Origin of the sequence: Nocardiopsis coralli (assembly GCF_014892575.1) — a bacterium.
Taxonomy (GTDB): domain Bacteria; phylum Actinomycetota; class Actinomycetes; order Streptosporangiales; family Streptosporangiaceae; genus Nocardiopsis; species Nocardiopsis coralli.
Genome location: NZ_JADBGI010000019.1, coordinates 77,111 through 103,910 on the forward strand (window position 1 = coordinate 77,111; position 26,800 = coordinate 103,910).

The 26,800-nt window shown below is 71.8% G+C and carries 23 protein-coding genes; 11 read left to right on the top strand and 12 right to left on the bottom strand.

Annotated elements, in window-relative coordinates:
• The first annotated feature begins 117 nt into the window (after window positions 1-117).
• A complete protein-coding gene (locus tag IDM40_RS20135) occupies window positions 118-2,499 on the top strand; it encodes a trehalase-like domain-containing protein (RefSeq protein WP_193123582.1) in 2,382 nt (793 codons plus the stop codon).
• A gap of 93 nt (window positions 2,500-2,592) precedes the next feature.
• Window positions 2,593-3,771, top strand: coding sequence for a saccharopine dehydrogenase family protein (locus IDM40_RS20140; RefSeq protein WP_193123583.1), 1,179 nt, complete (start codon window positions 2,593-2,595; stop codon window positions 3,769-3,771).
• Between the two features lie 227 nt (window positions 3,772-3,998).
• On the opposite strand, the gene IDM40_RS20145 is transcribed toward IDM40_RS20140, so the two are convergent.
• Window positions 3,999-5,672 (bottom strand): DUF2207 domain-containing protein, encoded by a 1,674-nt coding sequence (locus tag IDM40_RS20145; RefSeq protein WP_193123584.1) that lies wholly within the window; start codon window positions 5,670-5,672, stop codon window positions 3,999-4,001.
• Window positions 5,673-5,838: 166 nt separating this feature from the next.
• On the opposite strand from IDM40_RS20145, the gene IDM40_RS20150 reads away from it, so the two are divergent.
• The 3 genes from IDM40_RS20150 to lpdA all read left to right on the top strand — a co-directional run bounded on the left by IDM40_RS20150 (window position 5,839) and on the right by lpdA (window position 9,819).
• Window positions 5,839-7,347: a hypothetical protein gene (locus IDM40_RS20150; RefSeq protein ID WP_216631052.1), complete on the top strand. Its 1,509-nt coding sequence runs from the start codon at window positions 5,839-5,841 to the stop codon at window positions 7,345-7,347.
• A 111-nt stretch (window positions 7,348-7,458) separates the two neighbouring features.
• Window positions 7,459-8,286 (top strand): DedA family protein, encoded by an 828-nt coding sequence (locus IDM40_RS20155; RefSeq protein WP_193123586.1) that lies wholly within the window; start codon window positions 7,459-7,461, stop codon window positions 8,284-8,286.
• Between the two features lie 126 nt (window positions 8,287-8,412).
• Window positions 8,413-9,819, top strand: a complete 1,407-nt coding sequence (gene lpdA, locus IDM40_RS20160; protein ID WP_193123587.1) for a dihydrolipoyl dehydrogenase — start codon at window positions 8,413-8,415, stop codon at window positions 9,817-9,819.
• A 60-nt stretch (window positions 9,820-9,879) separates the two neighbouring features.
• On the opposite strand, the gene IDM40_RS20165 is transcribed toward lpdA, so the two are convergent.
• The 8 genes from IDM40_RS20165 to IDM40_RS20200 all read right to left on the bottom strand — a co-directional run bounded on the left by IDM40_RS20165 (window position 9,880) and on the right by IDM40_RS20200 (window position 16,488).
• Window positions 9,880-10,377 carry a 2,4'-dihydroxyacetophenone dioxygenase family protein gene (locus IDM40_RS20165; protein WP_193123588.1) on the bottom strand — a complete coding sequence of 166 codons (498 nt, stop codon included), beginning with the start codon at window positions 10,375-10,377 and terminating at the stop codon, window positions 9,880-9,882.
• 54 nt (window positions 10,378-10,431) lie between these two features.
• Entirely contained in the window at window positions 10,432-11,187 is a 756-nt protein-coding gene (locus IDM40_RS20170) for an SDR family NAD(P)-dependent oxidoreductase (RefSeq protein ID WP_193123589.1), read from the bottom strand.
• Between the two features lie 116 nt (window positions 11,188-11,303).
• Window positions 11,304-11,654 carry a hypothetical protein gene (locus IDM40_RS20175; protein WP_193123590.1) on the bottom strand — a complete coding sequence of 117 codons (351 nt, stop codon included), beginning with the start codon at window positions 11,652-11,654 and terminating at the stop codon, window positions 11,304-11,306.
• A complete protein-coding gene (locus tag IDM40_RS20180) occupies window positions 11,647-12,462 on the bottom strand; it encodes an ABC transporter ATP-binding protein (RefSeq protein ID WP_193123591.1) in 816 nt (271 codons plus the stop codon). Before IDM40_RS20180 ends, IDM40_RS20175 begins: the two co-directional genes overlap by 8 nt.
• A complete protein-coding gene (locus tag IDM40_RS20185; protein ID WP_193123592.1) occupies window positions 12,459-13,304 on the bottom strand; it encodes an ABC transporter permease in 846 nt (281 codons plus the stop codon). Before IDM40_RS20185 ends, IDM40_RS20180 begins: the two co-directional genes overlap by 4 nt.
• Window positions 13,304-14,155 (bottom strand): ABC transporter permease, encoded by an 852-nt coding sequence (locus IDM40_RS20190; protein WP_193123593.1) that lies wholly within the window; start codon window positions 14,153-14,155, stop codon window positions 13,304-13,306. Before IDM40_RS20190 ends, IDM40_RS20185 begins: the two co-directional genes overlap by 1 nt.
• On the bottom strand, window positions 14,152-15,285 hold the full coding sequence (locus tag IDM40_RS20195; protein ID WP_193123594.1) for an ABC transporter substrate-binding protein: 1,134 nt from the start codon (window positions 15,283-15,285) through the stop codon (window positions 14,152-14,154). The genes IDM40_RS20190 and IDM40_RS20195 overlap by 4 nt, the downstream gene beginning before the upstream one ends.
• A gap of 216 nt (window positions 15,286-15,501) precedes the next feature.
• Complete coding sequence (locus IDM40_RS20200) at window positions 15,502-16,488, bottom strand: LysR family transcriptional regulator (RefSeq protein ID WP_193123595.1); 987 nt, start codon at window positions 16,486-16,488, stop codon at window positions 15,502-15,504.
• Window positions 16,489-16,801: 313 nt separating this feature from the next.
• On the opposite strand from IDM40_RS20200, the gene IDM40_RS20205 reads away from it, so the two are divergent.
• Complete coding sequence (locus IDM40_RS20205; RefSeq protein ID WP_193123596.1) at window positions 16,802-17,494, top strand: hypothetical protein; 693 nt, start codon at window positions 16,802-16,804, stop codon at window positions 17,492-17,494.
• Window positions 17,495-17,563: 69 nt separating this feature from the next.
• On the opposite strand, the gene IDM40_RS20210 is transcribed toward IDM40_RS20205, so the two are convergent.
• On the bottom strand, window positions 17,564-19,150 hold the full coding sequence (locus tag IDM40_RS20210) for an OmpA family protein (RefSeq protein WP_193123597.1): 1,587 nt from the start codon (window positions 19,148-19,150) through the stop codon (window positions 17,564-17,566).
• A 238-nt stretch (window positions 19,151-19,388) separates the two neighbouring features.
• On the opposite strand from IDM40_RS20210, the gene IDM40_RS20215 reads away from it, so the two are divergent.
• From IDM40_RS20215 to IDM40_RS20230, 4 genes are all read left to right on the top strand, one after another.
• A complete protein-coding gene (locus tag IDM40_RS20215) occupies window positions 19,389-20,999 on the top strand; it encodes a molybdopterin-dependent oxidoreductase (protein WP_193123598.1) in 1,611 nt (536 codons plus the stop codon).
• A gap of 63 nt (window positions 21,000-21,062) precedes the next feature.
• Window positions 21,063-21,746: a fasciclin domain-containing protein gene (locus IDM40_RS20220; RefSeq protein ID WP_193123599.1), complete on the top strand. Its 684-nt coding sequence runs from the start codon at window positions 21,063-21,065 to the stop codon at window positions 21,744-21,746.
• A gap of 115 nt (window positions 21,747-21,861) precedes the next feature.
• Entirely contained in the window at window positions 21,862-22,464 is a 603-nt protein-coding gene (locus tag IDM40_RS20225) for a sigma-70 family RNA polymerase sigma factor (protein WP_216631053.1), read from the top strand.
• A complete protein-coding gene (locus IDM40_RS20230; RefSeq protein ID WP_193123600.1) occupies window positions 22,461-23,213 on the top strand; it encodes an anti-sigma factor in 753 nt (250 codons plus the stop codon). The genes IDM40_RS20225 and IDM40_RS20230 overlap by 4 nt, the downstream gene beginning before the upstream one ends.
• Before the next feature lie 39 nt (window positions 23,214-23,252).
• Here the strand turns inward: IDM40_RS20230 and IDM40_RS20235 are convergent, their stop codons facing one another.
• Both IDM40_RS20235 and IDM40_RS20240 read right to left on the bottom strand, forming a co-directional pair.
• Window positions 23,253-24,551, bottom strand: a complete 1,299-nt coding sequence (locus IDM40_RS20235; RefSeq protein WP_193123601.1) for an MFS transporter — start codon at window positions 24,549-24,551, stop codon at window positions 23,253-23,255.
• A gap of 244 nt (window positions 24,552-24,795) precedes the next feature.
• Window positions 24,796-26,112 carry an MFS transporter gene (locus tag IDM40_RS20240; protein WP_193123602.1) on the bottom strand — a complete coding sequence of 439 codons (1,317 nt, stop codon included), beginning with the start codon at window positions 26,110-26,112 and terminating at the stop codon, window positions 24,796-24,798.
• Between the two features lie 172 nt (window positions 26,113-26,284).
• On the opposite strand from IDM40_RS20240, the gene IDM40_RS20245 reads away from it, so the two are divergent.
• Window positions 26,285-26,767 carry an Lrp/AsnC family transcriptional regulator gene (locus IDM40_RS20245; protein WP_193123603.1) on the top strand — a complete coding sequence of 161 codons (483 nt, stop codon included), beginning with the start codon at window positions 26,285-26,287 and terminating at the stop codon, window positions 26,765-26,767.
• Window positions 26,768-26,800 lie beyond the last annotated feature (33 nt).

The window sequence follows — 26,800 nt, forward strand, 5'->3', positions numbered from 1 at the left end:
ACAAGCCCTGGGTCTACGTTCTTCACACCAGTTCCGTACGAACCGGCACCATCTGCGCGGCAATCCCACAGATCACCCATGTCCCCAGGTCAAGTATGGACCGACGGAGGAGGCAACGTGACGCTCACCCAGGCGGTCGAGACGGCTCCGAACCGGACCGAGGAATCGGCCCGCACCACTCCGGAGGCCATGCCGCTCGACGTGCGACGACGTGTCTCCGCGCTGGCCCGCACCTCCCGGCTGCTCGTGGCCTGCGACTACGACGGCGCCCTCGCCCCCGTGGACGACGACCGCCGGCGTCCCGTCCCCGAGGCGCTCCGCGCCCTGCGTGAGCTCGCCGACCTGCCCGGGACGGTGTGCGCCGTCGTCTCCGCACGGCCCCTGAGCGACCTGGCCGTGCTCTCCCGCCTGCCCTCCGAGGTCCGCCTCGTCGGCGCGCACGGGACCGAGTTCGACACCGACCTCACCATCGACCCCGACCACTCCGGTGAGGGCCCCGACGCCCCGCCCGCCGACAAGGCCGCGGCCCTGGAGCTCCTGCGCGAGCAGACCGAGGCCACCGCGATCCTGTACATCGGCGGCGGCGAGGGCGAGGAGCCCGTCTTCCTGAACCTCACCGGCGCCGACGCGGGCGTGCGCGTGGGCCCCGAGTACACGGCCGCCGCGCACCGGGTCGCCGACGCCCGGACCGCCGCGGCGCTGCTGGCCTCCCTCGCTGACGAGCGCCGGTCCTGGGTCTTCGGTGAGCGGCCCACCCCGATCGAGCGCATGTCGATGCTGTCCAACCGGTCGTCGGTCGCGCTCGTGGGACCGGACGCGCGCCTGCTGTGGATGTGCCACCCCGAACCCGACTCCGACGCCCTGTTCGCCGAGGTGATCGGCGGGCGCCAGGCCGGCCGGTTCGCCGTCACACCCACCCACGGCGGACGCCCGCTCGGGCAGCGGTACCTGGACGGGACGATGACCGTGCGCACCCGCTGGTCGCGCCTGGAGGTCACCGACTACCTCGCCCACCACACCCCCGCCGGCCGCACCGACCTCGTTCGGGTCATCAGCGGCGTCACGCCCGCCTCCGTCGAGTTCGCGCCGCGCCCCGACTTCGGGCGCGCGTCCGTGCGCATCACCCCCGTCGAGGGCGGTCTGCGCGTCGAGGGCGCCGAGTACCCGTTGGTCGTGCGCTCTCCCGGGGTGGAGTGGACCGTCGAGCACGACGGCGCCAACGACACCGCCCGCGCCGTGGTGCACCCGTCGTCGGAGCGCCCGGTCGTGCTCGAGATGCGCTGCGGCACCGAGTCCCTGGACGCGGTCGTGACCACCGAGGCCGAGCGGCGCGAGCGTTCCGGGGCGCACTGGTCCGAGTGGCTGGACACGCTCACGCTCCCCGGGACCGCCCAGGGCCTGGCCGCCCGTTCCGCGCTCACCCTGCGCGGGCTGTGCACCCCCACCGGCGGGGTCATGGCCGCGGCGACCACGTCGCTGCCCGAGGAGATCGGCGGCGTGCGCAACTGGGACTACCGGTACTGCTGGCTGCGCGACGGTTCGATGACCGTGCAGGCGCTGGTGAGCCTGGGCTCCACCGACGAGGCGGAGGCGTTCCTGGAGTGGGTGCACGGGGTCGTCGACTCCCTGCCCGGCCCGGAGATGCTGCGCCCGCTGTACTCGCTGCGCGGCACCGACCTGGGCCCGGAGGAGGTCGTGGACACGCTCTCCGGGTACGCCGGTTCGCGCCCGGTGCGGGTGGGCAACCTCGCCGACCACCAGGTGCAGCTGGACGTGTTCGGTCCCGTCGTCGAGCTCATCTCGAAGCTCTCGCAGGCCCGCGGCCACCTCACCGACCGCGACTGGGACCTCGTGCGTTCCATGGCCGAGGCGGTGGCCCGGCGTTGGCACGAGGCCGACCACGGCATCTGGGAGGAGCGCGACGAGCCGCGGCAGCGTGTCTACTCCAAGGTCATGTGCTGGGTGACGCTCGACCGCGCGCTGACGCTCGCCGAGCAGTACGGGCGCGACGCCGACACCTCGTGGCCGGCGCTGCGCGCGGAGATCGCCGACCAGGTGCTCGAGCACGGCTGGAACGAGACCGCGCAGGCCTACACGACCGCCTACGAGGGCGAGGACCTGGACACGGCGTCGCTGCACATCGGGCTGTCCGGGCTGATCGACCCCGCCGACGAGCGTTTCCAGGCCACGGTCACGGCGATCGAGGCGGATCTGCGCAGTGGGCCGACGGTGTACCGCTACCACCGCGACGACGGGCTTCCCGGCGGTGAGGGCGGGTTCCACCTGTGCACCACGTGGCTGATCGAGGCCTACCTGTTGACCGGGCGGCGCGCGGAGGCCGAGGAGCTGTTCAAGCACCTGGTCGACGCGGCCGGGCCGACGGGGCTGATCCCGGAGGAGTACGACCCGGTGACCGAGCGGGCGCTCGGCAACCACCCGCAGGCGTACTCGCACCTGGGCCTGATCCGGTGCGCCCAGCTGCTCGACGAGTTCGCGTAGGGGTCCGGGGGCACCGGGGGCGGTGGCGGCACGGCGGGACCTGACACACTGGCGCCTGCGTACGTCACCCCCTTCGCGAGAGGTTGGACCACCGTGGACCGCGGTCACGACATCGTCCTGTTCGGCGCCACCGGGTACACCGGAGCGCTGACCGCCGAGTACCTCGCCACCCACGCCCCGCGCGAGCTGCGCTGGGCCCTGGCAGGGCGCGACCGCACGAAACTGGAGGCCCTGAGCTCCGAGCTCGCCGCGATCGCGCCGGACCGGCCCGAGCCCGACCTGCTGCTGGCCGACGTGGAGGACCCCGGGTCGATCCGCCGGTTGGCGGCCTCGGCGCGGGTCGTCATCACCACGGTCGGGCCCTACAGCCAGTACGGGGAGCCCCTGGTGGCCGCGTGCGCCGAGGAGGGCACGGACTACGTCGACCTGTGCGGGGAGCCCGCGTTCGTGGACCGCATGTACGTGCGGCACCACGCCACGGCGCAGCGGACCGGGGCGCGGCTCGTGCACGCGTGCGGGTTCGACTCGATCCCCCACGACCTGGGGACGCTGTTCACGGTCGGGCACCTGCCCGAGGACGTCCCGCTGCACGTGGAGGGTTTCGTACGGGCGCGCGGGACGGCGTCCGGTGGAACGCTGCACTCGGCCCTGGGTGCGTTCGGCGACCCCAAGGACATGGTCGAGGCGTCGAAGGAACGGCGTGCGCTGGAAGGGCGTCCCGAGGGGCGCCGTGTGCGGATCGACCGCAGCGGGCGGCCCCGCACCAGGCTCGCGCGCGGGTGGACGACCCCGCTGCCGACCCTCGACCCGAAGGTGGTCGTGTCGTCCGCGGCGGCGCTGGAGCGTTACGGGCCGGAGTTCACGTACGGGCACTACGCGGCGTTCCGGCACCTGACCAGCGCGGTCGGGGCCGTGGGCGGTGCGGCCGGCGTGATGGCCGCGGCTCAGGTGCCCGCCCTGCGCGAGCGCCTGGGTGCGTTGCGCGCGCCGGGCGAGGGGCCGACGGAGGAGCAGCTCACCGACGGGTGGTTCACGGTGCACTTCGCCGGTTCCGGTGGCGGACGCCGGGTGCACACGCTGGTCTCCGGTGGTGAGCCGGGGTACCGGGCGACGTCGGGGATGCTCGCGGAGTCGGCGCTGTGCCTGTGGCAGGACAACCTTCCCGAGACCTCGGGGCAGGTCACGACGGCGGTCGCGATGGGTCAGGCGCTCATCGACCGGCTGCCCCGCGCCGGGGTGGAGTTCCGGGTGCTGCGGGAGTTCGACGGGTAGAGCGGGCCGAGGATCATCGCCCCGGTCCACCGCGCTCCTTCCCGGACCGGACCGGGGCAAGGTACAGACGTCGAGGACCGTCGGCCCCGAGCGCATGCGCGCAGCCCGTCCCCCAGTGGAAACCGGCCCCTGCGCGCATGGGTGCTCCCGCCCCATGGCTACCAACCCTGTGCGAACGCGGGCAGTCGCCCGCGTCGGCCGAAGGCCGCTCCCGTACGGGCGTCGGGTCAGCCGCGGCCTCCGCCGCCGCCACCGCCACCGCCGCCGGCGGAGAAGCCGCCTCCGGAGGAGCCTCCGCCGCCGGACGGCCCGGAGGACGGGGTCAGTTTCGAGTGCAGCCGCGAGGTCCACCGCCTGCGGTAGGCCTCGTCCTGGTGGAACGCCGGCCGCATGGCCTGCATCCCCGGCGGCACCGGGATCGGCGCGCCCACGGCCAGCAGCACCGACGGCCGCAGGCCCGTGGCCCACGCGGCCCGCGGGTCCACCGGTCCCGCCGGGTTCCCGGCAGGGTTGTGCTTCACCTCGGCCAGGTCGCGGGTCACGTTGTGCCCGTACGGGGTCACACCCGACGGCAGCAGCGCACCGAAGAGGCACAGCCCGAACAGGACCGCCCCGATCGCGGTCAGCTGCCCCATGCCCAGGTGGAACGTGTCGTTGAGCAGCGGCGGGGTCAGGAACACACCGAAGAGCATCAGCGTCATCACCAGCGTGTGCACCTGGTACCTGGCGTTGTCGCGGTACAGCCCGAGGCGGTGCCCCTCTTCCCGCAACATCCGCCCCAGGTTCCGCGCGGTCGCGGTGTCGAGGCGTCCGGCGAGCACGTCGAGGTCCACCGGCGCCGACCCCTGCCGGAACATCACCTCGAGCAACACCCGCTCGGCGGGGGCGGGCGGCACGGCCGGCGCGTGGCCGGGCTCGAAGGTGTAGTCCCCGTGCCGCGTCGGGTGGGGACGGGAGAACAGGAGCCCCTTCTCCTCCATCTCCATGAGCGCGCCCAGCACGTGATCCGGGTGGAGCTTCTCGTTGCGCAGCAGGTACCCGGCGGCGGCCGCGGACAGCTGCGGCGGCACCCCGGCGGGCCACGTGCGCCGTGCCTTCTCCCGCACGCTGCGGTCCCGCATCCCTCGGAACCAGAGCAGCGCGGCACCGGCGGCGGCGAACCCGACGAGCCAGGCGACACCGGAGAGCGTGAGCCAGCGCGGGAGCGGCGCGGACGTCGTCGCGTCGGAAGTCTCGGCAGCGCCCTCGGGCATCCGCACCGCCGCGGTCAGCGCCGCTCCGGACCCGAGGTCGTCGGCGGCGAACTCGGCCCGTTCACCGCTGTGCTCGGAGGTCCCGCAGTCCTCCTCCCAGCCTTCTTCCTCGTCGCCGACCGCGCACTGGACGTCCTCGATGCCGGGCGCGTCCACGGTGACCTGCGCGGAGTCGATCGGGACCGACCACCCGGTGCCGATGAAGTCCCAGTACAGCTCGGGCCGGCCCTGGCCGTCCTCGGTCACCGCGCCGGTGAGGGTGTAGGAGAGCTCGTAGGTCTGCTCGCCGGTGACCTGGTCGGAGGTGTCACCGACCCGGAGCGTGTACCAACCGTTGCTGGTCTCCGACTCCCGGATCCCGGTGGGCGCGCCGGAAGGGCTGACGACCTCGACGCCGTGCACCTCCACGGGGCGCCGGGTGCCGTCCTCCTCCTGGAAGGTCACCGGCATCTCCCGGTACAGCCCGGGGCTGGGTTCGTCGGAGAAGTCGTAGGTGATGGTCTCGGTGATGGCGACGTCGCCGTCGGGGCCGACCTCGGCGTCGACCCTGTAGTTCGGGATGCGGTCGTACTCGCCGCCGCCCAGGGTCGTGCAGCCGGTGAGGGCGACGGCTGCGACGGCGAGGGCGGCCAGGGGTGCGGTCTTCATGTGGGGCCGGGGGTCCTTCGTTCTGGCCGGGGGTCGGTGGCGGTTCTCGGGTAGCACCGACGCCCCTCGCCCTCTCCCGGTTCCGCCCTCCACGACCTCGGGACCCGGTACCACCTGGGGCTCCTCCGGCCGTCGGGGTACCTGCGACTTCGGACGGACGCGCCGGATGTGGAAGGATTTCGGCGTGACTGAAGAGTTCCGATCCGCGTTCCAACGGGTGCTCGACACCGCCGCCGCCCAGGCCCCGGACTTCCCGGAGGCCGTGCACGACGTGTTCCGGCTCTCCACGCAGGTGCCGCACGAAGAGCTGGGCCACGCGATGGAGGCCCTCGCCCCCGTGCTCAGCGACTGCGAACAGGCCGCCGGCATCGCCGCGGACCTGTCCGTGCTGGCCGGTGCCCTCGTCGAGAACGGCGCCCCCGCCGGCCAGGTCGGCCTGGAGGTCCTGCGCCAGCTGGGCAGTTACGGGCAGGCCGCCGTCGCCTTCATGCACGCCTGGGACAAGACCGGGGGCGGACGCCTGCCCGAGCCCGGGGAGGTCTCCGGCACGCAGGAGAAGCGCGTCGAGGAGGTCCTGGGCGAGAACGCGCCCCTGGCCACCATCGGTTGGTGGACCTCCCTGCGTTACGGCCTGGCCGCGAAGGCGATGCTGAGCGACACCGGGGTGCGCGCGGCCGTGCGCGCGGACGCGGGCGCGCTCGAGGGCCTCACGCAGATCGTGCACGCGCTCTCCATCCGGCTGCACGAGTTCGTCGAGCTGGGCGAGCTCCTGCGCATGGCCGAGGTCGAGTACCTGCTGGTCCTGGACCGGGCGTCGTGGCGCGGGTTCCGGGTGCGCGTCGACGGCCTGGGCGACAACTTCCAGCTGCACACCCTGCTCGCGGACGCGCTCGTCGGCAAGGAGGGCCGCCGCCTGCCGGGGACCCGCCCGGACCCCAGATGGGCAGCCGCGTGCCTGGACGGCACGGCCGACCCGCTGGCCGACGTGGTCACCGGCGAGTGGGACCTGGTGGGCGGCAACGGCGAGTGGGTCGGCAACGACGCGGTCCCGGCCGACATCCCCGTGGTCGACGGCGAGCGGGTCCTGGTGTTGGAGCCGCAGTCGTTGTCGCACTCGTGGCGGGCCGGACGGCGCCACCCGCGCATCCCCGGTTCCCTCGAGGTGGTCGACGAGCTCACCGCGGACGAGGCGACGGCCTGGTGGTCGCGCATGCACCCGGCCGGGTCGGTGCGCCACCCGCAGGCGCCCGGTATCGAACGCGAGGAGGACGGGGATCCGCACCCGCCCCTGCACTTCGGTGTGGCCGCGCACTTCGCCGAGGCCGACTCCGGCCCGATCTCGACCCAGTTCGCGGCCCTACCGCCGGAGCTGACCGACCCGCCGGCCGACCCCGACGCGTTCGGCCCGGGCCCCTTCGGCGCGCACACGGAGCCCGCGGAACCGGAGGAGCTGGACGACGATCCCCCGCTTCCCGAGCCCGTTCCGGCCCCGGCGGCCCGGTCGGCAACGGAACCCGAACCCGCCCCGGAACCGGCGGCGCGGAACGTACCGGAACCGGAACCCGAGCCCCAGGACGCCCCCGGCGCCCCGCTCCTCCCACCGCTGCCGAAGGGTGTCGCGGACAGCTGGTCGTGGGCCCCGTCGTGGAGGTGGCCGCAGCCTCCCGGTCGGTGAGCGCCCGGCGCGGTATGACAGCTGTCATGGTCCCTGCCCCGCACAACACACGCGCAGGTCGTGACGGCGGTGTCTGTTCCGCGCCCCTCGGCCGGAGCCAGGATGGTGGACATGACGACGGAGAGCACCACCCCCCGCCCCTCCCGCGACGAGGCCCTGCGCGCGGCCGAGGAGGCGTGGCAGGCGGAGGAGAACGAACGCGCCCAGGCCAAGCTGCGCGACCTCAAGCCCTGGAAGGGCAAGGCGCAGCGGCAGGACAAGGTCCTGCTCTGGCTGGCCGTGGTGATCCCGGCGTTCTTCCTGCTCACGATGCCGCTGCGCCCCCTCTTCATCGCCGACCACCCGGTACCACTGGCCCTGATCACGGGTAGTTACGCGGCCATCGGTGCGGGCGGTGCGCTCGCGAGCATCGGCCAGGAGACGTTGTGGATCGTGGTGCTGGCCGGGGTCATCGGCAAGATCAAGATCGACTGGCTGTTCTGGTGGGTGGGCCGCCGCTGGGGCCACGGCATCGTGCGGTTCCTGGTGCAGGGTGAGCGGGCCCGGCGCTTCGTCGAGCGCATGGAGTCCATGAACCCCTGGGTCATGCGCTTGGTGATCCTGTTCAGTTACCTGCCGGGGGTGCCCGGCGGGGTCCCGCACATCATGGCCGGGGTCAGCGGGATGCGGCTGCGCACCTACCTGCTGCTGGACGCCCTGGGCGCGCTGATGGTGACGGCGGCGGTGGCCTGGATCGGTTTCTCGTCGGGGCAGACCGGGGTGGACCTGGTGCTCCTGGTCGACCGGTACGCAACCTGGATCATGGTCGCGCTGATCTTCGCGATGGCGATGCTCCCGAGCTACCTGGCCTCCCGCGACGCGAAGAGGCGCAAGGCGGCTGCCCTGGCCGAGGCGGCCGAGGCCTACGACGCCGAGACCGAGCGCCTCGACCGAAAGTGACCCCTCCGCTGCTGATGGTCACTCGCGGGCCAGGGGTGTCGGACTAGCCTGGGACCGGCAATCCGACACCCCGGGGCCGGTCGGCTGCGCCGGGTGCGTAACGCAGACACTCAAGGAGATCCCGTCATGGGACAGCGACACTTCGATCTGGTGGTCCTCGGTGCTGGGCCGGGTGGGTACGTCGCGGCGATCCGGGCCGCTCAGCTGGGGCTGAACGTTGCCGTCGTCGAGGAGAAGTACTGGGGCGGGGTCTGCCTCAACGTGGGCTGTATCCCCTCCAAGGCGCTGCTGCGCAACGCCGAGCTCGCGCACCTGTTCCACAACGAGGCCGACACCTTCGGCATCGAGGTCGACGGGTCGGTGCGGTTCGACTACGGCAAGGCGCACAGCCGCAGCCGTGAGGTCGCGGACGGCCGGGTCAAGGGCATCCACTTCCTCATGAAGAAGAACAAGATCGCCCAGCTGAACGGCCGCGGCACGTTCACCGACGACCACACGGTCGAGGTGCGCGGCGAGGACGGGTCCACCGAGACCGTCACGTTCGACAACGCGATCATCGCGTCGGGCTCCTCCACCAAGCTCCTTCCCGGGACCGAGCTGTCCGAGCGGGTCGTCACCTACGAGCAGCAGATCCTCGAGGAGAAGCTGCCCGGGAGCATCGTCATCGCCGGTGCGGGCGCGATCGGTGTCGAGTTCGCCTACGTCATGGCCAACTACGGCGTGGACGTCACCGTCGTGGAGTTCCTCGACCGGATCGTGCCGCTGGAGGACGAGGAGGTCTCCAAGGAGCTCGGCCGCTCGTTCAAGAAGCTCGGGGTCAAGGTCATGACCTCCACCCGGGTGGAATCGGTCGAGGACACCGGGTCCGGGGTGAAGGTCCAGGTCACCACGACCGACGGCCAGTCGCAGACCCTGGAGGCCGACAAGCTGCTGCAGGCCATCGGCTTCTCCCCCAACGTCGAGGGCTTCGGCCTGGACCGCGCCGGGGTGGAGCTGACCGAACGCGGCGCCATCGCCATCGACGGCAGGGGCCGCACCAACGTCCCGCACATCTACGCGATCGGCGACGTGACCGCCAAGCTCATGCTGGCGCACACCGCGGAGGCGATGGGCATCGTCGCGTCCGAGACCATCGGGGGCGCCGAGACGCAGGAGATCGACTACCGGTTCATCCCCCGCGCCACCTACTGCCAGCCGCAGATCGCCGCCTTCGGTTACAGCGAGAGCGAGGCGCGCGAGGCCGGGTACGACGTGCAGGTCGCGAAGTTCCCGTTCATGGGCAACGGCAAGGCGCACGGGCTCGGCGACAGCCGCGGGTTCGTCAAGGTGCTCTCGGACGCGCGTTACGGGGAGATCATCGGCGCGCACATGATCGGCCCGGACGTCACTGAGCTGCTGCCGGAGCTGACGCTGGCCCAGCAGTGGGACCTCACGGTGCACGAGGTCGCGCGCAACATCCACGCGCACCCGACGCTGAGCGAGGCGGTCAAGGAGGCTGTGCACGGCCTGGCCGGGCACATGATCAACTTCTGACCCGACCACCCGGCGAGGGGCCGGGCACGACCGTCCGCGGCCGTGCCCGGCCCTTCGCCGTCAGCGGATCAGGGTGTCCAGCAGGTCGGTGAGCCCCTCGCGCTCGTAGTGGGCGCGGGCCATCTCGATCTTGGTGAAGACGTCCTCGTACCCGGTCTGGGCCCCGTCGTCGTCGACGTAGACCATGGCGCCGGTGATGTTGAAGAAGGTGACCATGTGGTCGCAGTCCGGGGGCACCTCCAGGGTGTGGATCTCCCCCGGCGGCTCGTAGACGAAGTGCCCGGCCTCGGCGACCCAGTCGTGCTCGTGGTACTGCCACTTGCCCTCGATGACGTACCCGAACACCGCGCCCGGGTGGCGGTGGCGCGAGACCACACCCGAGGCGGTGACCTTCAGCAGGTTGCACCACTGGCCGGTGACGGTGTTGAGCATGAGCGGGCGGAACCAGACGTCGGGCGCCTGGGGAACCCACACACGGGGGTCGTCGGGCACCGCGGGGACGGCGATCTCGGCGGGGATACCGCTCGACGGGGTGATGACGGGGGCGTTGTTCGGCACCGGGTTCCTCCTTGCGGGTGGCTGTCGTGGGCAGAGGTCGGTACGGACGGAAGGTCAGGCGGCGAGGTAGCCGCCGTCCACGGGCAGGACGGCGCCCGTGACGAAGGCGGCGTCGGGTCCGCACAGGAACTCGACGGCCCCGGCGACCTCCTCGGGGCGGCCCCACCGGCCCATGGGCGTGCGGGAGACGATGCGGTCCTCGGCCTCGGGATCCTCACGGACGCCCGCGGTCAGGTCGGTGCTGATCCACCCGGGCGCGACGGCGTTGACGCGCACGCCGTCGCGCGCCCACGCGACCGCCAGGGAGCGGGTGAGCTGGGTGACGCCGCCCTTGCTGGCGCTGTAGCCGGGCACGAGGGGGCCGCCGAAGAAGCTCAGCATGGAGGCCACGTTGACCACGCTCCCTCCCGCGGCGGCCAGGGCGGGGCGTGCCGCCACACAGGCGCGCATGACCGAGGTGAGGTTGACCTCGACCACGTGCGCGAACACGGCGGGGTCGAACTCCTCGCGGCGGCGGATCGTGCCGACGGCGTTGACGAGCGCGGTGATGCGGGGGATCCCGGCGAGGTAGTCCTCCAGGGCGTCCTCGGCGGTCACGTCGAGCTCGGTCACGTCCACGCGCCCGTCCGGCGGGCCCTCCCCCTGCCCCGGCAGCAGCCCGGCGGCGCACACCCGTGCGCCCGATGCGGCGAAACGTGCGGCGACGGCCGCACCGATCCCGCTGGTACCGCCGAGCACCACGACGGCCCCGGCCTCCTTCGCGGTGCCGACCCCGCCGTCGTCGGGGCTCTGCTGCTCTGCTGTGTCCATACGTGGCTCCTCACGTCGGGTCCGGGACACCCCGGGGCGGAGACCCGTGGGGGTCTCGGACGGACGCCCCGGGGCGGGCCGGCGTCCCCGGTCCGCGGCGCTGCGGACCGCGGCGGTCATCGTGGTTCCTCGGGGACGGCGATCCCGTCGATCCAGTACTCGCGGGTGAGCGCGTCCACCCCAGCGGGCGAGACACCCCTGAGGTGGACGACGGTGTCGCCGGTGCCCGCGATACGGCCGTGGTCCTGGAGTTTGAGCAGGTGGTAGCGCTCGGGGGGAAAGCCGAGCACGACGTCGACGTCGAACCTGCCGAGCTGGTCGGGGTCCTCGCCCACGCCTGGTTCGACCTTGCCGAAGGACTGCAGTCCGAGCCACGCCTGGTAGAGCAGGACCAGCAGCACGACGACGGCGATCCGCCGCAGGGTCGCGCTGCGCACGGCCCGGGACAGCAACGAGCGGTCAGGCACCGGCCCCACCACCCGCCGGCTCCGGTTCCCCGGCCTCCGGGTCCTCGTCCACACGGAGCAGGTCGTTGATCCGCGCGACCGTGTCCCTGAAGGCGGGTGCGTCGACCGCCGCGCGCCAGGTGCGGGGCCGGGGCAGGTCCACCGGCACGATCTCCTGCACGCTGCTGGGGCGGTGGGAGAGCACGACGATCCGGTCGGACAGAAACACGGCCTCGTCGATGTCGTGGGTGACGAAGAAGACCGTGGGGCGCCGCTTCTCGAAGATGCGCGTGAGGTCCTCCTGGAGCCTGCGCCGGGTCTGGGCGTCGATGCTGGCGAAGGGTTCGTCCATGAGCATCACGGCCGGTTCGTTGGTCAGCACCCGGGCCACGCCCAGGCGCTGCTGCATACCGCCGGAGAGTTCGTGCGGGTAGCGCCGCTCGAACCCGTCCAGCCCGACCAGTTCGAGGAACTCGCGTCCGCGCTCCTCCCGTTCCCGCCGCCGAATGCCCTGGACGCGCAGCCCGAAGGTGACGTTGCCGAGCACGGTCTTCCAGGGGAACAGGGCGTGGCTCTGGAAGACCACACCACGGTCCGGCCCGGGCCCGCGCACCTCGTGCCCGTCGACCCGCACCTCTCCGCCGGTGGGGTCCACGAACCCCGCGACCGCGTTGAGCACGGTGGTCTTCCCGCAGCCACTGGGGCCCAGGACGGACACGAACTCGCCCTGCTCCACGGTGAAGGAGACGTCCCCGATCGCGACGACCTCCTCGCCGCTGTACGCGTCCGTGTAGACCTTCTCCAGGCCCTCGATCACCAGCGCGGTCATCTGTCGCCCTCCTCCAAGCTGCGCACCATCCCCCACCGCTCGACGGTGGCCTTCTCGAACGGCGCCAGGATCAGCGCGTCGAGCATGTACCAGAGGACCCCGAGCACGATCATCCCGAGGAACACCTGGCTGACGTCGCCCACCCGGCGGGCGTCGAACATCATGAAGCCGATCCCGCTGGTGCCGACGATGATCTCGGCGGCCACCAGGGCCCGCCATCCGTACCCCAGGCCGGTCCGGATGCCGGTGGCGATGGACGGAAGCGCGCCCGGGACGACGACCTCGAAGAACACCCGGGTCCGGCCCGCGCCGAGGCTGCGCGCGGCCCGGACGAGTTCCCGGGGCACCTGTTCGACGCCGGAGACCACGCTCAGCATGAGCGGGAACATGATCGTGTAGACGATGACGAACGTGACCGCGGTGAGGCTGAAGCCGAACCAGACGATGACGATCGGCAGCCACGCGATGTCGGCGATGGCCTGGAAGAACAGCAGGATCGGCCAGAGCGCCCTGCGCACGCGCAGCGACATCGCGGTCAGGAAACCCATGGGCAGGCCGATGAGCAGCCCGAACCCGACCCCGTACACGAGGCGTTCCAGGGAGTCGGAGAGGTAGCCGGGCAGGACGCCCTTGCGGACCATCTCGACGAACTCGGCCGCCACGACGTCCGGTCCGACGAAGAAGGCCGGCGGGAACAGTCCGCTCTCGGCCAGGATCCACCACAGGGCGACCACGGGCACGAACGGGCCGAGGGTCCGGAACGCCGGGCTGCGTGTGAGGCGGGCCCACACGCGGCGGTGCACCGGGACGGGGCGGCGGGTCCGGGGCGTACGCACGGCCATCAGCGCTCACCCCCCGCCATGCCCCAGCGCTCGACCGTGTTGCGTTCCAACGGGGCGAGCAGGAGCCGGTCGGTGAGCAGCCACAGAACCCCGATGATCACCATCGAGGCGATGATGACGTCGGTGGAGAAGGTCGACTGGGCGAGGAAGAGCGCGTACCCGAGGCCGGCGCTGGTGGCGATGATCTCGGCGGCGACGAGCCCGCGCCATCCGTAACCGAGGCCGACGCGCAGCCCGCTGACGATGCTGGGCATGGCTCCGGGCAGCAGCACCTCCCAGAACATGCGCCAGCGCCCCGCCCCCAGGGACCGGGCCGAACGCAGCAGGGAGGTCGGGATGCGGCGCACGCCGAGCATGGTGTTGTAGGCCAGCGCGAAGAACATCGCGTTCCACACGATGAAGATGACCGCACCGTCGCCGTACCCGATCCACAGGGTCGCGATCGGGATCCACGCGATGCCGGCCAGGGCCACGGAGAACCGCAGCAGGGGCGAGAAGAAGGCCGAGAGCGCACGGCTGGCGCCCAGGGCGATACCGAACGGGAGGGCCGTGCCGATCGCGATCACGCTGCCGATCAGGACCCGGCGCAGGCTCGCACCCAGGTGCTGGACCAGCTCACCGCTGAGGGCCATGTCCCTGATGGCAGCAGCCACGTCCGTGACCTGTGGGAAGACCCGCATCGGAACGCCGGTGACCTCGACCACCAGCGCCCACAGGGCGGTCAGCACCGCGAGCGGCAGCAGGAAACGGAAGAGGGCGCGGGCCCGGCCGCCGGTCCGCCCGGATCGGGGCCGGGCCCCGCCGGGGCGGGCAGCGCCCCTCACAGCACTGCCCGCCGGCCCGGGCGTCATACGGCGCAGTCCTCCTGGGCGACCTCGCGCACGAACGTGTAGTCGCCGTCGATCTGCGCGCCGTCGGGGACCTCTTCGAGGCCGTCGAACAGCTCGGGGTGGTCCTCCTCCACCTGGAGGATCGGACCGGGCTCGAAGAGCTCGTTGATGTCGATGTCGTACTCGAGCTCGCCCTGCGACTCCAGCAGGAGCGCGACGGTGTCCATCGCCAGGTAGTTGCAGGCCGAGAACCGGGGGTCGAGCTGCTCGATGTTGTACTCCATGGCGTCCCGGGCCACCTGCTCCTCGGTTCCGGTGAGCCAGCGCGCGGCCGAGTCGGCGGCGTCCTGGGGGTTGTCCCGGATCCACTGGTCGCTGGCGGCGCGGGCGCGGAGGAAGGACTCGACCTGCTCGGGGTTCTCCTCGAGGTACTCGGGGCTGGTGGCGATGTATCCGACGAAGGGGATGTAGCTGCCGCCCCGCAGCACCTCCTCGGCGCCGTCGACCTGGTCGGTGATGGTGATGGGCCAGGGGTCCCAGATGACGGCCGCGTCGATGCCGCCGGTCTCCAGGGCCACGGCCATGTCCGGCGGGTCGGTGTTGACCAGGTCCATGTCCTCGGGGTCGATGCGCTCGTCCTCGAGGACGCCGAGGAGGTAGAGGTGGTTGATGGAGCCGAAGGTCGTGCCGATCGTGAGGTCCTCCAGGGTGCCGAGGTCCTCGGGGTCGACCTCGACACCGTCGGCGGCGACGATCGCGGCGGTCTCGTCGATGCTGCGTTGGGAGGCCGAGCCGGTGTAGTTGCCGACGAGGGCCAGGTCGACGCCCTCCTCCGCGGCGGCGAGGGCGGGCACCCCGACCTGGATGATGTCGACGTCCCCCGATTCGAGGGCGTTGATGGCGTCCACCCCGGTGGGGAAGGGATCGGCGAGGGTGACGTCGAGGTTCTCGTCCTCGAAGAAACCGACCTCGGTCCCGACCGGCAGTCCGATCTGGTCGATCGCGGAGACGTACCCGGCGTTCACCGACCCGCCTGCGGCACCCTCGGCCCCTTCCACGTCCTCGTCGACGGTGGCGCCGCCGCTACATGCCGGCAGCAACAGGAGGGCGGTTCCGGCCATGGCCAGGGTGCTGTGGGGGTGTCGCAACATCAGGTATTTCCGATCACGCGGGGGTGGCTGCCCTCGTACGAGCGGGTGGTCGGCGTCCTGGGGTGAACGCGCCGGTACGCCCGTCGGCTCCGCTCGGGGGGGGGACGGTGTGGGGATGCGCGTACGGGTCCGGCATTCGTGAACCTGCCGGGATACCCTTCACGGCTTCGGTGGTGACCGTACCGGTTCGCACTCGGCACGTGAAGCGCCATTCTCTTATGCGATTATTCGTGGAACCAATACTCGGTCCGGTTGTTCATGCCCGTTCGGGGTAATTCTGGTCGTTCCGGCCGGGGTGTCGCTTTCCACGATGGTCCTGAGGATGCTGCGGGCCGCCGGGGTGAGCGGCCGGGTGGAGTCCCAGCAGACCGCCACCCTGCGCTCGTGGGGCCCGTCCAGGGGGCGCACCCGTACCCCGGTGGTGTCGGAGGTCCACGCTGCCAGCCCGTTGGTGACCCCGACCCCGATGTCCTCCGCGACCAGGGAGACCAGGGTCTGCGGCTGGTTGGTGGCCTGAACCGGGTCGAGGGTCAGCCCGTGCTCCTGGAAGAGCTGGTGGGCCTCGTACTCGGCCGTCTCGGGTTCACCCAGGCGCCCTATCGACACGACCGGGTGGTCGGCCACGGCCGCCAACGGCACCGGATCGGGCAACTCCGCCAGCGGATGGCCCTCGGCGTGCAGGACCACCAGCGGCTCCCGCCACAGGGGCAGGCTCGCCACGGAGGCGGAGGCCGGCCGGGGCGCCATCGGACGCAGGTACAGGTCGACCCCGCCCGAGACCAGGCGGTCGTCGAGCTCCAGGGTGGCGTGCTCCGAGATGACGACCTTGATGTCGGGGTCGGTGGCGGCCAGCCCCTTGAGCAGCCCGGGGACGAAGGCCGCGCTGGCGCTGGGATAGGAGCCCAGGCTGACGATGCCGCGGGTGCCGCCCCGCCAGGGGGCCATGGCCGACTCGGCCTCCTCCAGCGCCCGCAGGACGTGGCGCGCCTGCACGGCCAGAGCGCGGCCCGCGTCGGTGAGCTGGACGGGGCGCTTCTTGCGGTCGAACAGGGGCTGGCCGATCAACTTCTCCAGGGCCGCCACGTGCTGGCTCACGCGTGGCTGCGATCTGCGGGTGGACTCCGCCGCCGCGACGAAACTGCCGGTCTCGATCACGGCCAGGAACGAGACGAACCACTCCAGGCGGACGTCCGAGTCGAGCATGTGCATTGCTCCTGCGAATGTGCTGCGGCGGGGGGCGGGGCGAGGGGATCGACGCCCGACACAAGATACCGACGAAAGAAATCAGAAGGCCACGGAGAACGACAGAACAGGAAAAACGGCGCGGGATTCCGGCGAATGCACTATTCGGGATACGGATCAGGCGATGACCCCTTCGCGCGCAGCTCGGCACGGTCCGCACACGCGCCCGGCCCAATGGCGCATCCCCGCACGGGCCGACGTTGCCTAGAGTTACGTGTGTCCCCCGCCGGGGCGGCTTCCCCCACCCGGCACTCTCCCGACCCGAAGGCCACCCATGCGACTGATCCCGTCCACCCCCCTGGCGCCCCTGGGCGCGGCCGTCGCCGCCGTCGTCCTCCTCTCCGGCTGCGAGGGGAGCGACATCGACCTCGACTTCGACACCCCCGACTTCTTCTCGAGCGAGGAGTCCCCCGACCCCAGCGAGAGCCCCTCCCCCGAGGACGAGGAGGAGGGCGGCGAGGACGAGGACGGTGAGGACGAGGAGCAGGCCTCCGGGTACGCCCTCCCGCAGTCCTGCGAGGCCGCCGACGTCGCGGGGGCCGCCGGCGCGCTGGCCCCGGGCACCGATCTGTCCGAGGAGAGCGGCGAGATCGACGACATCGACGGCGCCGCGCAAGTCGCCTGCACCCTCAGCGGCGGCGAGGCCGGGTCCGGCACGCTCACCGTCGTCTTCACCGAGGGCGCCGACCCCAGCGCCAACCCCGACGTCATCTCGGTCCCGGGTGACGCTGAGGAGATGAACTGGGACGTGGACATCGACGTGGACGTGGACACCTACCACACCGACGAGTCCGACGACCTGGGCGGCGACCTGGAGTACGTGGGGGCCGTCGACGGTTCCTCCACGCACCTGTACCTGGAGCTGCCGGACGAGTTCTACGTGACGGCGATCGTCACGGGCGCCGACGTCGACCGCGAGGACCTCGAGCGCGTGGTCCTCCAGGCCGCCGAGAACGCCCGCGCCTGACACATCGCCCCGCCCGAACGGCGAACGGCCCCGTCCCACAGGGACGGGGCCGCGTTGTGTGCGGAGGCCTCAGTGCTCGACCGGGATCTCCTCGAACTCGCCGAACGGGCCGGCGCGCAGGTTCATCTCCTCGACCTCCACGGCCGGTGCGGGGAAGACCGCGACCAGCTCGTAGGTGTTGCCGGGCTGGAGCATGTGGACCTCCTCGGCGAAGCTGCTGTGGCGCCCCTCGCCGAAGTCCATCTGCGCCACGTACCGGGTCAGCCCGCTGTCGGGCTCGGCGAGCTGGAACCCGCCCAGCGTGCCCTTGTTGAACTGTTCCGGGCCGCCGGCGATGTTCTCCGACCCGCCCAGTTCCGGCACGGTCGGCTCGTCGGTGGTGTTGGTCAGCGTGAACGTGCCGATCACGTAGGCGCCGTCGCGGCGCAGCGGGTGGATCTCCAGTTCCACGCCGTCGGCCTCGCCCTCGTCGACCACCGGGCCGGGGTCGTCGCTGTAGGGCGCCGGCCAGGTGACGTTGCGCTGGGCCGCGCCGAGGCCGTCGTCGTCGTAGGCCTCTTCCTCCGAGGCGTCCACGGTGGGGTCGAAGACGTAGGAGAACTCCACGCGCCGGTTCCGGGCCCGTGCCTCGTCGTCGTCCGCGCCGCCCTCACGGGCGATGGGTTCGCTCTTGCCGCGGCCCTCGACCTCGAGGTCGTAGTCGGTGCCGAGCTCCTCGGCGAGCATGTCGCGCACGCTCTCGGCGCGTTCCACCGACAGGTTGTCGTTGTAGGCGTCGTCGCCGATGCCGTCGGTGTGGCCGATGACGGTGATGGTCGGCTCGTCGGGGTCGACGTTCTGCGCGAGGGTCGTGGCGGCGCGGCGCACGACGTCCTCGGCGTCCCCGGTGAGGTCGGAGCGGTCGAACTCGAACATCACGTCGGAGTGCAGGGAGATGATCTCCCGGTCGCCGTCGCGCGTGGTGGAGGCGACGTCGGAGTCGACGAAGCTCTGCACCCAGCCGTCGTCGGCGAGGGCGTCGTCGTCCGGCGGGCGGTTCTCGAAGGTGATGTTCTCACCGCCCGAGGGGGGACTGTCGGGGGTGAGGTGGTCGTCGGCGTTGGGGTTCTCGGGGGCGGGGGTCTCCTCCTCCACGTCCTGGACGGGGATCCCGGTCATCGCGCCCAGGCCGCTGCCGACGAAGGTGACCTGCTCGACGCTGTCGGGCAGGCGGGGGAAGTAGCGGATGAACTCGTTGGTGACGCCGTCGTGCACCGGGTACAGGCCGTCGTCGTTGGGGCTCTCCGACCCGTACTTGAGGCCCTCGTCGTCGAGGAACTGCCGGTACACACGACCGGACATGGGGTCGACCAGGGTGTGCGCCATGCTGAGGTTGCGGTTGGCCCCGGTGAAGTCGTCGTCGTAGGTGACCTCGTACCGCATGACCGTGTAGTCGTCGGTGCGCTCCAGGGAGGTGACGGAGAAGGTCGTCTCGACGTCCTGTCCGGTGTCCTGGAAGATGCGGCCCTCGCGGACGTAGGGGAAATCCTCCCTGACCGTCGGCGGGCCGTCTTCGAAGGTGTCCGACCACCAGTCCGAGACGGCGGTGCAACCGGTCAGCAGGAGGCTGCCCGAGACCATCAGCGCGACCACTGCGAGGGGTGTCTTCCGCGCCATGTGGGGGAACTCCGATCGTGTCTGAGGACGTATCTGCCATATCCTCCTGCACTCGCGCACGCGACCGGAACATGGCACCGCTCCCCCCGCCGCCACAAGAGGCCCACCGTGCCACGAGCACGACAAGGCGGGCGCTCCGACCAGGCAGGGGGCGTCCGGATCGGCGGCCGTCCGCGGTCGGCGGAAAAAAGTTCGGGATCGGACCCATCCGCCCCGCCCGCCGCCGCGAATACCTCACGTGAGCACAGAGACACGCGAGAGCGCACCCAAGGCACCCGGGCGGACCACCGCCACGGGGATCGCCGTCGGGCTGCTCACGGTCGGGGCGGCCCTGGGGGCCGCAGAACTGACCGCCGCACTGGCCCGGACGACGTCCCCCGTGGTCGCCGTCGGGGACGCCATGGTGGACAACAGTCCCCCGGCCGCGATGGAGCTGGCCATCGAGCTGTTCGGCACCGCCGACAAGCTCGTGCTGATGGCGGGTGTCGTGGCAGTACTGGTGGCCGCGGGTGCGTTTCTCGGTGTCGTGTCCCTGCGGCGGCCCCCGGCGGCGTTCGCCGGGCTGTTCCTGTTCGGCGCCGCAGGGGCGCTCGCACTGTTCCTCCGCCGTGACGACGACGCCTGGGCCTTCGTGCCCGTCGTCGTCGCCGTGGCGGCGGGGGCCGCGGCCCTCGGGTTGCTCCTTCGGAGCCTGCCCGGGACGCCGCGGGGCCGGGAGAGGGGAGAACCGGGGACACCGCCGGAGACCGGGGCGAATGTGCCCGCCCCGGGACCGGACCGAGGACAGGGAAGGCGTGGTTTCGTCCTCACCGCGGCCGGCGTGCTGGCCGCGTCCGGTACCGCCGGTGCCCTCGGCCGTTGGCTCCCGTCGGTCCTGGAGGGGCCCGGATCGCGTGAGTCCCTCTCCCTCCCGGCCGCCCAGGATCCACTGCCCGCCCTGCCCCGCGGCGTGGACCTGCAGGTCCCCGGGCTGTCGCCCTTCACCACCCCCAACCAGGACTTCTACCGCATCGACACGGCCCTGACCGTGCCGCGGCTCGACTCCACCCAGTGGACCCTGCGGGTGCACGGCATGGTCGACCGCCCCTTCGAGATCGATATGGACGAGCTGCTGTCGATGCCGCTCAAGGAAGCCGACATCACGCTCACCTGCGTCTCGAACGAGATCGGCGGCGACCTGGTCGGTAACACCCGCTGGCTCGGGTTCCCCCTGGCCGACCTGCTGCGCCGGGCCGGGGTGCAGTCGGGCGCCGACCAGATCCTCAGCACCTCCCAGGACGGCTGGACCTGCGGCACACCCACCGAGACGGTGATGGACGGCCGCGACGCCCTGCTGGCCGTGGGCATGGACGGGGTTCCCCTCCCCCACCAGCACGGTTTTCCCGCGCGCATGGTCGTGCCCGGCCTGTACGGCTACGTCAGCGCCACCAAGTGGGTCACCGAGATCAAGCTGACCCGGTTCGCCGACGAGGAGGCGTACTGGGCCCAGCGCGACTGGGGCGTGCGCGCCCCCATCAAGACCATGTCCCGCGTCGACGTGCCCGCCCCTCTGGGGCGCGTCGACTCAGGCGACGTGACGCTCGCCGGCGTCGCCTGGGCCCAGACGCGCGGCATCGACGCCGTCGAGGTCCGAGTGGACGACGGCGACTGGCAGGAGGCGGAGCTGGCCCGGGTTCCAGGACTGGACACCTGGGTGCAGTGGATCGCCGAGACCGACCTGGAGCCGGGCATGCACAGCGCCGAGGTCCGCGCGACCGACGGCACCGGCTTCACCCAACCCGCCGAACGTGTGGACCCGTTGCCCGACGGGGCCACCGGTTGGCACCGCATCCGGTTCACGGCCGAGTAGTCGGCGGCCGATCCCGACACGAACCACCGAGAACGCTGTTCAGCACCGATGAAGGAGAGAACAATGATCCGCAAGAGCACACTGACCGTGACCGCCGCCAGTGCCGCCCTCGCCTTCGGCCTGAGCGCCTGTGGTGGCGACATGGGTGGTGAGGACGCCGAGGACACCAACACCGGTGGTACCGAGGAGACCGAAGAGAACGGGATGGAAGGCCAGGAGGAGAACGGCGGCGGCGACGAGGCGGCCGTCAACTTCGGTCCCGGCTGCGAGGACGTCCCGGAGGAGGGCGCCGGCAGCTTCGACGGCATGGCCGAGGAGCCCGTGGCGACCGCCGCCTCCAACAACCCGCTGCTGTCCACGCTCGTGGAGGCGGTCGAGGAGGCCGACCTGGTCGACACGCTCAACTCCGCCGAGGACATCACCGTCTTCGCGCCCGCCAACGACGCGTTCGACGAGATCCCCGAGGAGGACCTGAACGCGCTGCTCGAGGACCAGGAGCAGCTCACCGAGGTGCTGACCTACCACGTGGTGGAAGGGCAGCACGAGCCCGCCGACCTCGAGGACGGCACGTTCACCTCGCTCCAGGGCGAGGACGTGACCACCGAGGGCGCCGGCGAGGACTTCACCGTCGACGGTGAGGCCCAGGTCGTCTGCGGCAACGTGCAGACCGCGAACGCCAACGTCTACATCATCGACTCCGTCCTCATGCCGGGTGACGGGGAAGAAGGCGGCGAGGACATGGAGTAGGTCCCGCGCCGGACGCACACAGTCGCCCGGGTGGCCCGTGCGGTGAGGCCGGACCACCCGGGTCCCCAGAGGTCCAGGCCCCGGACCTCCACCACGCCGATCAGGAAGAGAACGGATGGACGAGGAAGCCGTGACCCCGCACAGGGTCGGGGCGAAGGCTCATGCACCGCCCGCCCAGCAGCTCACCGAGCTGCTGCGTCTGGTCGCCCGCGGCGACGAGGACGCGTTCGGGAAGGTGTACGACCTGGTGAGCCCCACCGTCTACGGGCTGGTGCGGCGGGTCCTGCGCGACCCGGCCCAGTCCGAGGAGGTGTCCCAGGAGGTGCTGGTCGAGGTGTGGCGCTCCGCCTGCCGCTACGACGAGCGCCGCGGCAGTCCCCAGGCCTGGGTCATGACCCTCGCCCACCGGCGGGCCGTGGACCGCGTCCGCTCCGAGCAGGCAGGGGCCGAACGTGAGCAGCGGGCCGCCACCGCCGACGGCACACGCCCCTACGACGAGGTCTCCGAGGAGGTGACCGACCGCATGGAGCGCGAGCGTGTGCGGCGGTGCCTGGAGACCCTGACCGAACTGCAGGGCCAGTCCGTGCGGCTGGCCTTCTACGGCGGCTACACCTATCGCGAGGTGTCCCGCCTGCTGTCCACTCCGCTCGGTACCGTCAAGACGAGGATGCGGGACGGCTTGATCCGACTTCGAGACTGCCTGGGGGTGGACTGGTGAAGAAGACACTGAGCCAGGACCAGCACACACTCTCGGGTGCATATGCCCTGGACGCCCTGCCCCCCGAGGAGAGCGTCCGCTTCGAGGACCACCTCGCCGAGTGCGACGCCTGTGTCCAGGAAGTGCGCGGGTTCGCCGAGACCACGGCGCGGTTGGCGTCGGCGGCCGCGAGCCCGCCACCGGAGGAAATGCGCGCCAAGGTGATGGCGGAGATCTCCCGGACCCGCCAGCTCGCCCCGCCGCCGGCCCGGATCGCCGAACCCCCGCGCCGCTGGGGCTGGGGCACGAGTCTGGCCCTGGCCGCGTGCCTGGTGGCGATCCTGGCGCTGGGCGGGGTGGTCTTCGACCAGGTCCGCCAGGTGCAGGAGCTGCGGGAGAACGAGCGCCAGATCGCCGCGGTGCTCTCCGCCCCGGACGCGGTGACCACCTCCGCGGAGGTGAACGAGGAGGTCTCGGCCACGGTGGTGAGCTCGCCGAGCAGCGGCGAGGTCGTCTTCAGCGCCCACGGCCTGGAGGAACTCCCGGACGAGGACTACCAGCTCTGGCTCACCCGCGATGACGGGTCCGTGTACTCGGCCGGTGTGCTGGACGTCGGCGACGAGGGCGAGGTCTCCCCCATGCTCGCCTCGGTCGAGGACCCCGACACCGAGGGCGTCGCGGTGACCGTGGAGCCCGAGGGCGGCTCCGAGCAGCCCACGGACGACCCGATGATGGCGATGCCCTTCGACGAGGAGCCCGGCCAGGACTGACCGGGCCGGACCGACCGGACAGAACGTCACCCCCGTCGCTCAGGCGGGGGTGACGTCCTCGGGTCGGGGCAGGTTCCGCATGCTCGGTGTGAGGCTGATCAGCGCGGCCAGCCCCGACACCCCGGCCATCGACAGGAACACCACGGTCGGGCCGGCCATGTCGAAGACGACGCCGACGCCGAGGATCCCCACCGGCTGGGACACCAGGCACAGGAACGACACCGCGCCCAGGACACGCCCCTGCATCCCGTCGGGGACCGAGGTGGCGACGTACCCGTAGAAGACGGCGTTGACCGCGGGCACGATCGCGAAGACCGCCCCCACCAACAGCCCGAGGCTCAGCACCCCGGGGGTGAGGGCCAGGGCGACCGCGCACACGGGGGCGCCCCAGGCGGCGAGCCGGAAGACCGTCGAGGGCTGCAGGAACCGCACCACGGCCCCGGCGGCGAGAGCGCCCACGAGCCCTCCGGAACCGGCCAGGGACACCGTGAGGCCGATGGTGAAGTCGTCCGCGCCCTTGCTCTCCGCGGTCGCGATGATCGCCAGGATCGCCCCCGTGCTGGTGAACGCCAGGTTGAAGCCGACGATCCACGCCATGAGCGGTCGCAGGAGCCGGTTGCGGGCGATCACCCCGAACCCGCCCACGACCGAGGACGCGTCCCAGGGGCTCGGTCCCCCGGACGTGCGGGCCTGCATGGGGCGGCGGATGCACAGCACGAGCACGGCCGAGACGAGGTAACTGAGCGCCTCGGCGACAAAAGGGAAGGCCCGCCCGAGGCCGAAGAGGCCGCCGGCGACCGGCGGCCCGAGAGCGGTGGTGGAGAAGAAGCGGATCTGGTTCTGCGCGGCCGCCTCGGCCACCTGGGAGGGCGGGACGAGCTGCTTGACCGCGGCCATCGCGACCGGGTTGGCCACGCCCATGAGCAGGGACGAGAACACCGCGACGACCGCCACGACGGGCACGGTCGCGGTGTCGGAGACGACCAGGCACGCGAACGCGGCCAGCAGCGCGAGACGGCCGAAGTCGCAGACGAGCAGGACGTACCGGCGGTCGCAGCGGTCGGCGACCGACCCCCCGGCCACGGCCGCGACCATCGCCGCTGTGATCTGGGCGGCGCCGATGGCACCGGCGTGGGTGGCCGAGCCGACAAGGAGCAGCACCAGGAGCGGGTAGGCGACCTCCCCGCTCTCCTTGCCCAGGCCGGCGAAGAAGCGGCTCACCCACAGCGCCTGGAAGTCGCGGTTGCGGAGCAGCGGTGGCTCGGTGTCCGGGGCGGCCGGGTGGCGGCGGCCGAGGCCCGTCCAGTGGAAATGGGGTCGCCGTCCGTCCGTGGTCATCCCTGAATCCCCCCGCTGCCTGCGTGCCGAGACACGGCCGTGAGAGGCCCCGGCGCCTCGGCCGCCGACTCACGAGGAGGGATCACCGGGCACTGAGCGGGAACGGGCCCGGGAGGGGCTCCAGGAGGAAGGGGTCCTGGAAACCATGGCTGAGGGGCAAGGCCTGTGTGACCATTATGCGCTCAATGGGCTTCTGAGCGAACCTTGCCGCCGTCACGTCCTCGGTGTCCTTCCCGGGACCCCGTCAGGAACGGGGACGGGCGTGCCCCTCCGCGGCGGCCTCCACCGTCCACGGGGTGCGCTCGACCCAGGCCACGGCCACGGCGGCCGCGAGGGACCCGCCGGCCACGAGCACGTAGGACGGCGTCCACGTCCCGGTGACCTCTCCGAGCAGGCCGAACAGGAGCGGACCGCCCAGGGCCATGGCGCTGCCGGCACCCTGGACGAACCCGGAGAGCGCCGCCGCCCCGCCGGGTGTGGTGCTGCGGGTGTTGATCATGGTCATGGTGACCACGAAGAGCCCGCACCCGGTGCCGAGCAGGACCGTCCACAGCGGGGTGAGCGACGCCGGGCCGAGGGCGATGCCCGCGTAACCGGCGGCGAACCCGAACAGGCCCACGGCCACGATCGGGAAGGTGTTGGCCGAGCGCACCACGAGGGTGGGCGCCACGAGGCCGAACAGCAGTGCCGTGCCGACCATGAGGGAGACCATCGCGCCGGCGTGCGCCTCGGTGCGGCCCGCGTCCGTGAGCAGGCGGGGCAGCCAGGTGAAGAGCGTGAAGACGTTCCAGCTGACCATGCCGAAGAGCAGGGCGGTGCGCCAGGCCATGCCGACGCGCCACACCGGGCGGGCCAGGGCGGGCGCCGGGGGCACCTTCCGTGCACCGGAGCGCTGTTCGACCGCGGTCGGCCCGCGCCGCTGGGCGGTCCACAGCACGGCGGCGACCATCGCGATGACGGCCCAGACACCGAGCGCGAACCGCCACCCGACGGCCTCGGCCAGGGGGACGGCCACCAGCGGCGGGAAGAGCGCACCGATGTGGATGGCCACGAGCTGGACGGTGCTGAGGGCGGCCAGGCGGTCGGGGAAGTACTGCTTGATGAGCGGCGGCAGGACCACGTTGCCGAGGGCGGCGCCGGCCAGTGCGACCCCGGTGAGCACCAGGAGGGTCCCGGTGTCGGGTGCGAAGGCACGCAGCGCCTGGCCCACGGCGGTCACGGACATGCTGAGCACGGCGGTGGCCTCGGGTCCCAGGCGGCGCATGATGGCCGGAGTGACCAGGCCGAACACGGCGAAGGCCACCAGCGGCAGGGTTCCGAACACGCCGATGACGGTGGCGCCGAAGCCGAGCTCGCGGCCGACGGTGGTCAGCAGCGGCGACAGCGACGTCACCACCAGGCGCAGGTTCAGCGCCGCGCAGGCGATGGCGGCGAGGACGAGTACACGTCCCCGGAGGGTTCCCGGTGCGGCGGTGGTCGGCGGGGTGTTCGCGGTGGCGGCCCGTGCCGACGGTCGGTCGGCGGCCGCAGCGGAGGAAGGTCTCATGGCGACGACGGACATCCCTGGGTTTGTCGATGCTCCGTTGCATCACGTCGGGGTCGACCGGCGGCACCGTTGCCTGCCTCGGAAGGGTCTCTTCCTGGCGAGCCAAATACGACCTTTTCACGTAAATGCTAGACGCACTCCGGGTGTATACACAAACATCCGTATTTCGTACGGGTAGAATGCGCACATGCCTGATCTCGACGAACTTGATACGGCGATTCTGGCCGAACTCCAGTCGGACGCACGGAAGACCAACCGGGACGTGGCCGCCGCGGTCGGCGCCTCGCCCACGACGACACTCGATCGCACGCGCGCGCTGCGGGAGAAGGGTGTGATCCGCGGCTCGATCCTGGACGTGGACCTCGAGCGCATCGGCCGCCCGGTGCAGGCGCTCATCACCGTGCGTCTCGACCGCCCCTCGCGGAGCCGCATCGAGGACTTCCGGGACTGGGTGTCGTCGCTGCCCGAGACCCTGGCGCTCTTCGTCACCTCGGGGCAGGAGGACTTCCTCGTGCACGTGGCCCTGCCGGACAACAACGCCCTGTACGCGTTCATGGTCGACCGCCTCACCGAACGCCCCGAGGTCGCCGACGTGCGGGCCTCGATCGTCTACGAACACCTGCGCAACGACCGTGTGACCCCGGCGAACACCCGCAGCCGGGGGAACTGAGTCCGGCGGGGGCAGGTCGGGCGGGTCGGGCCA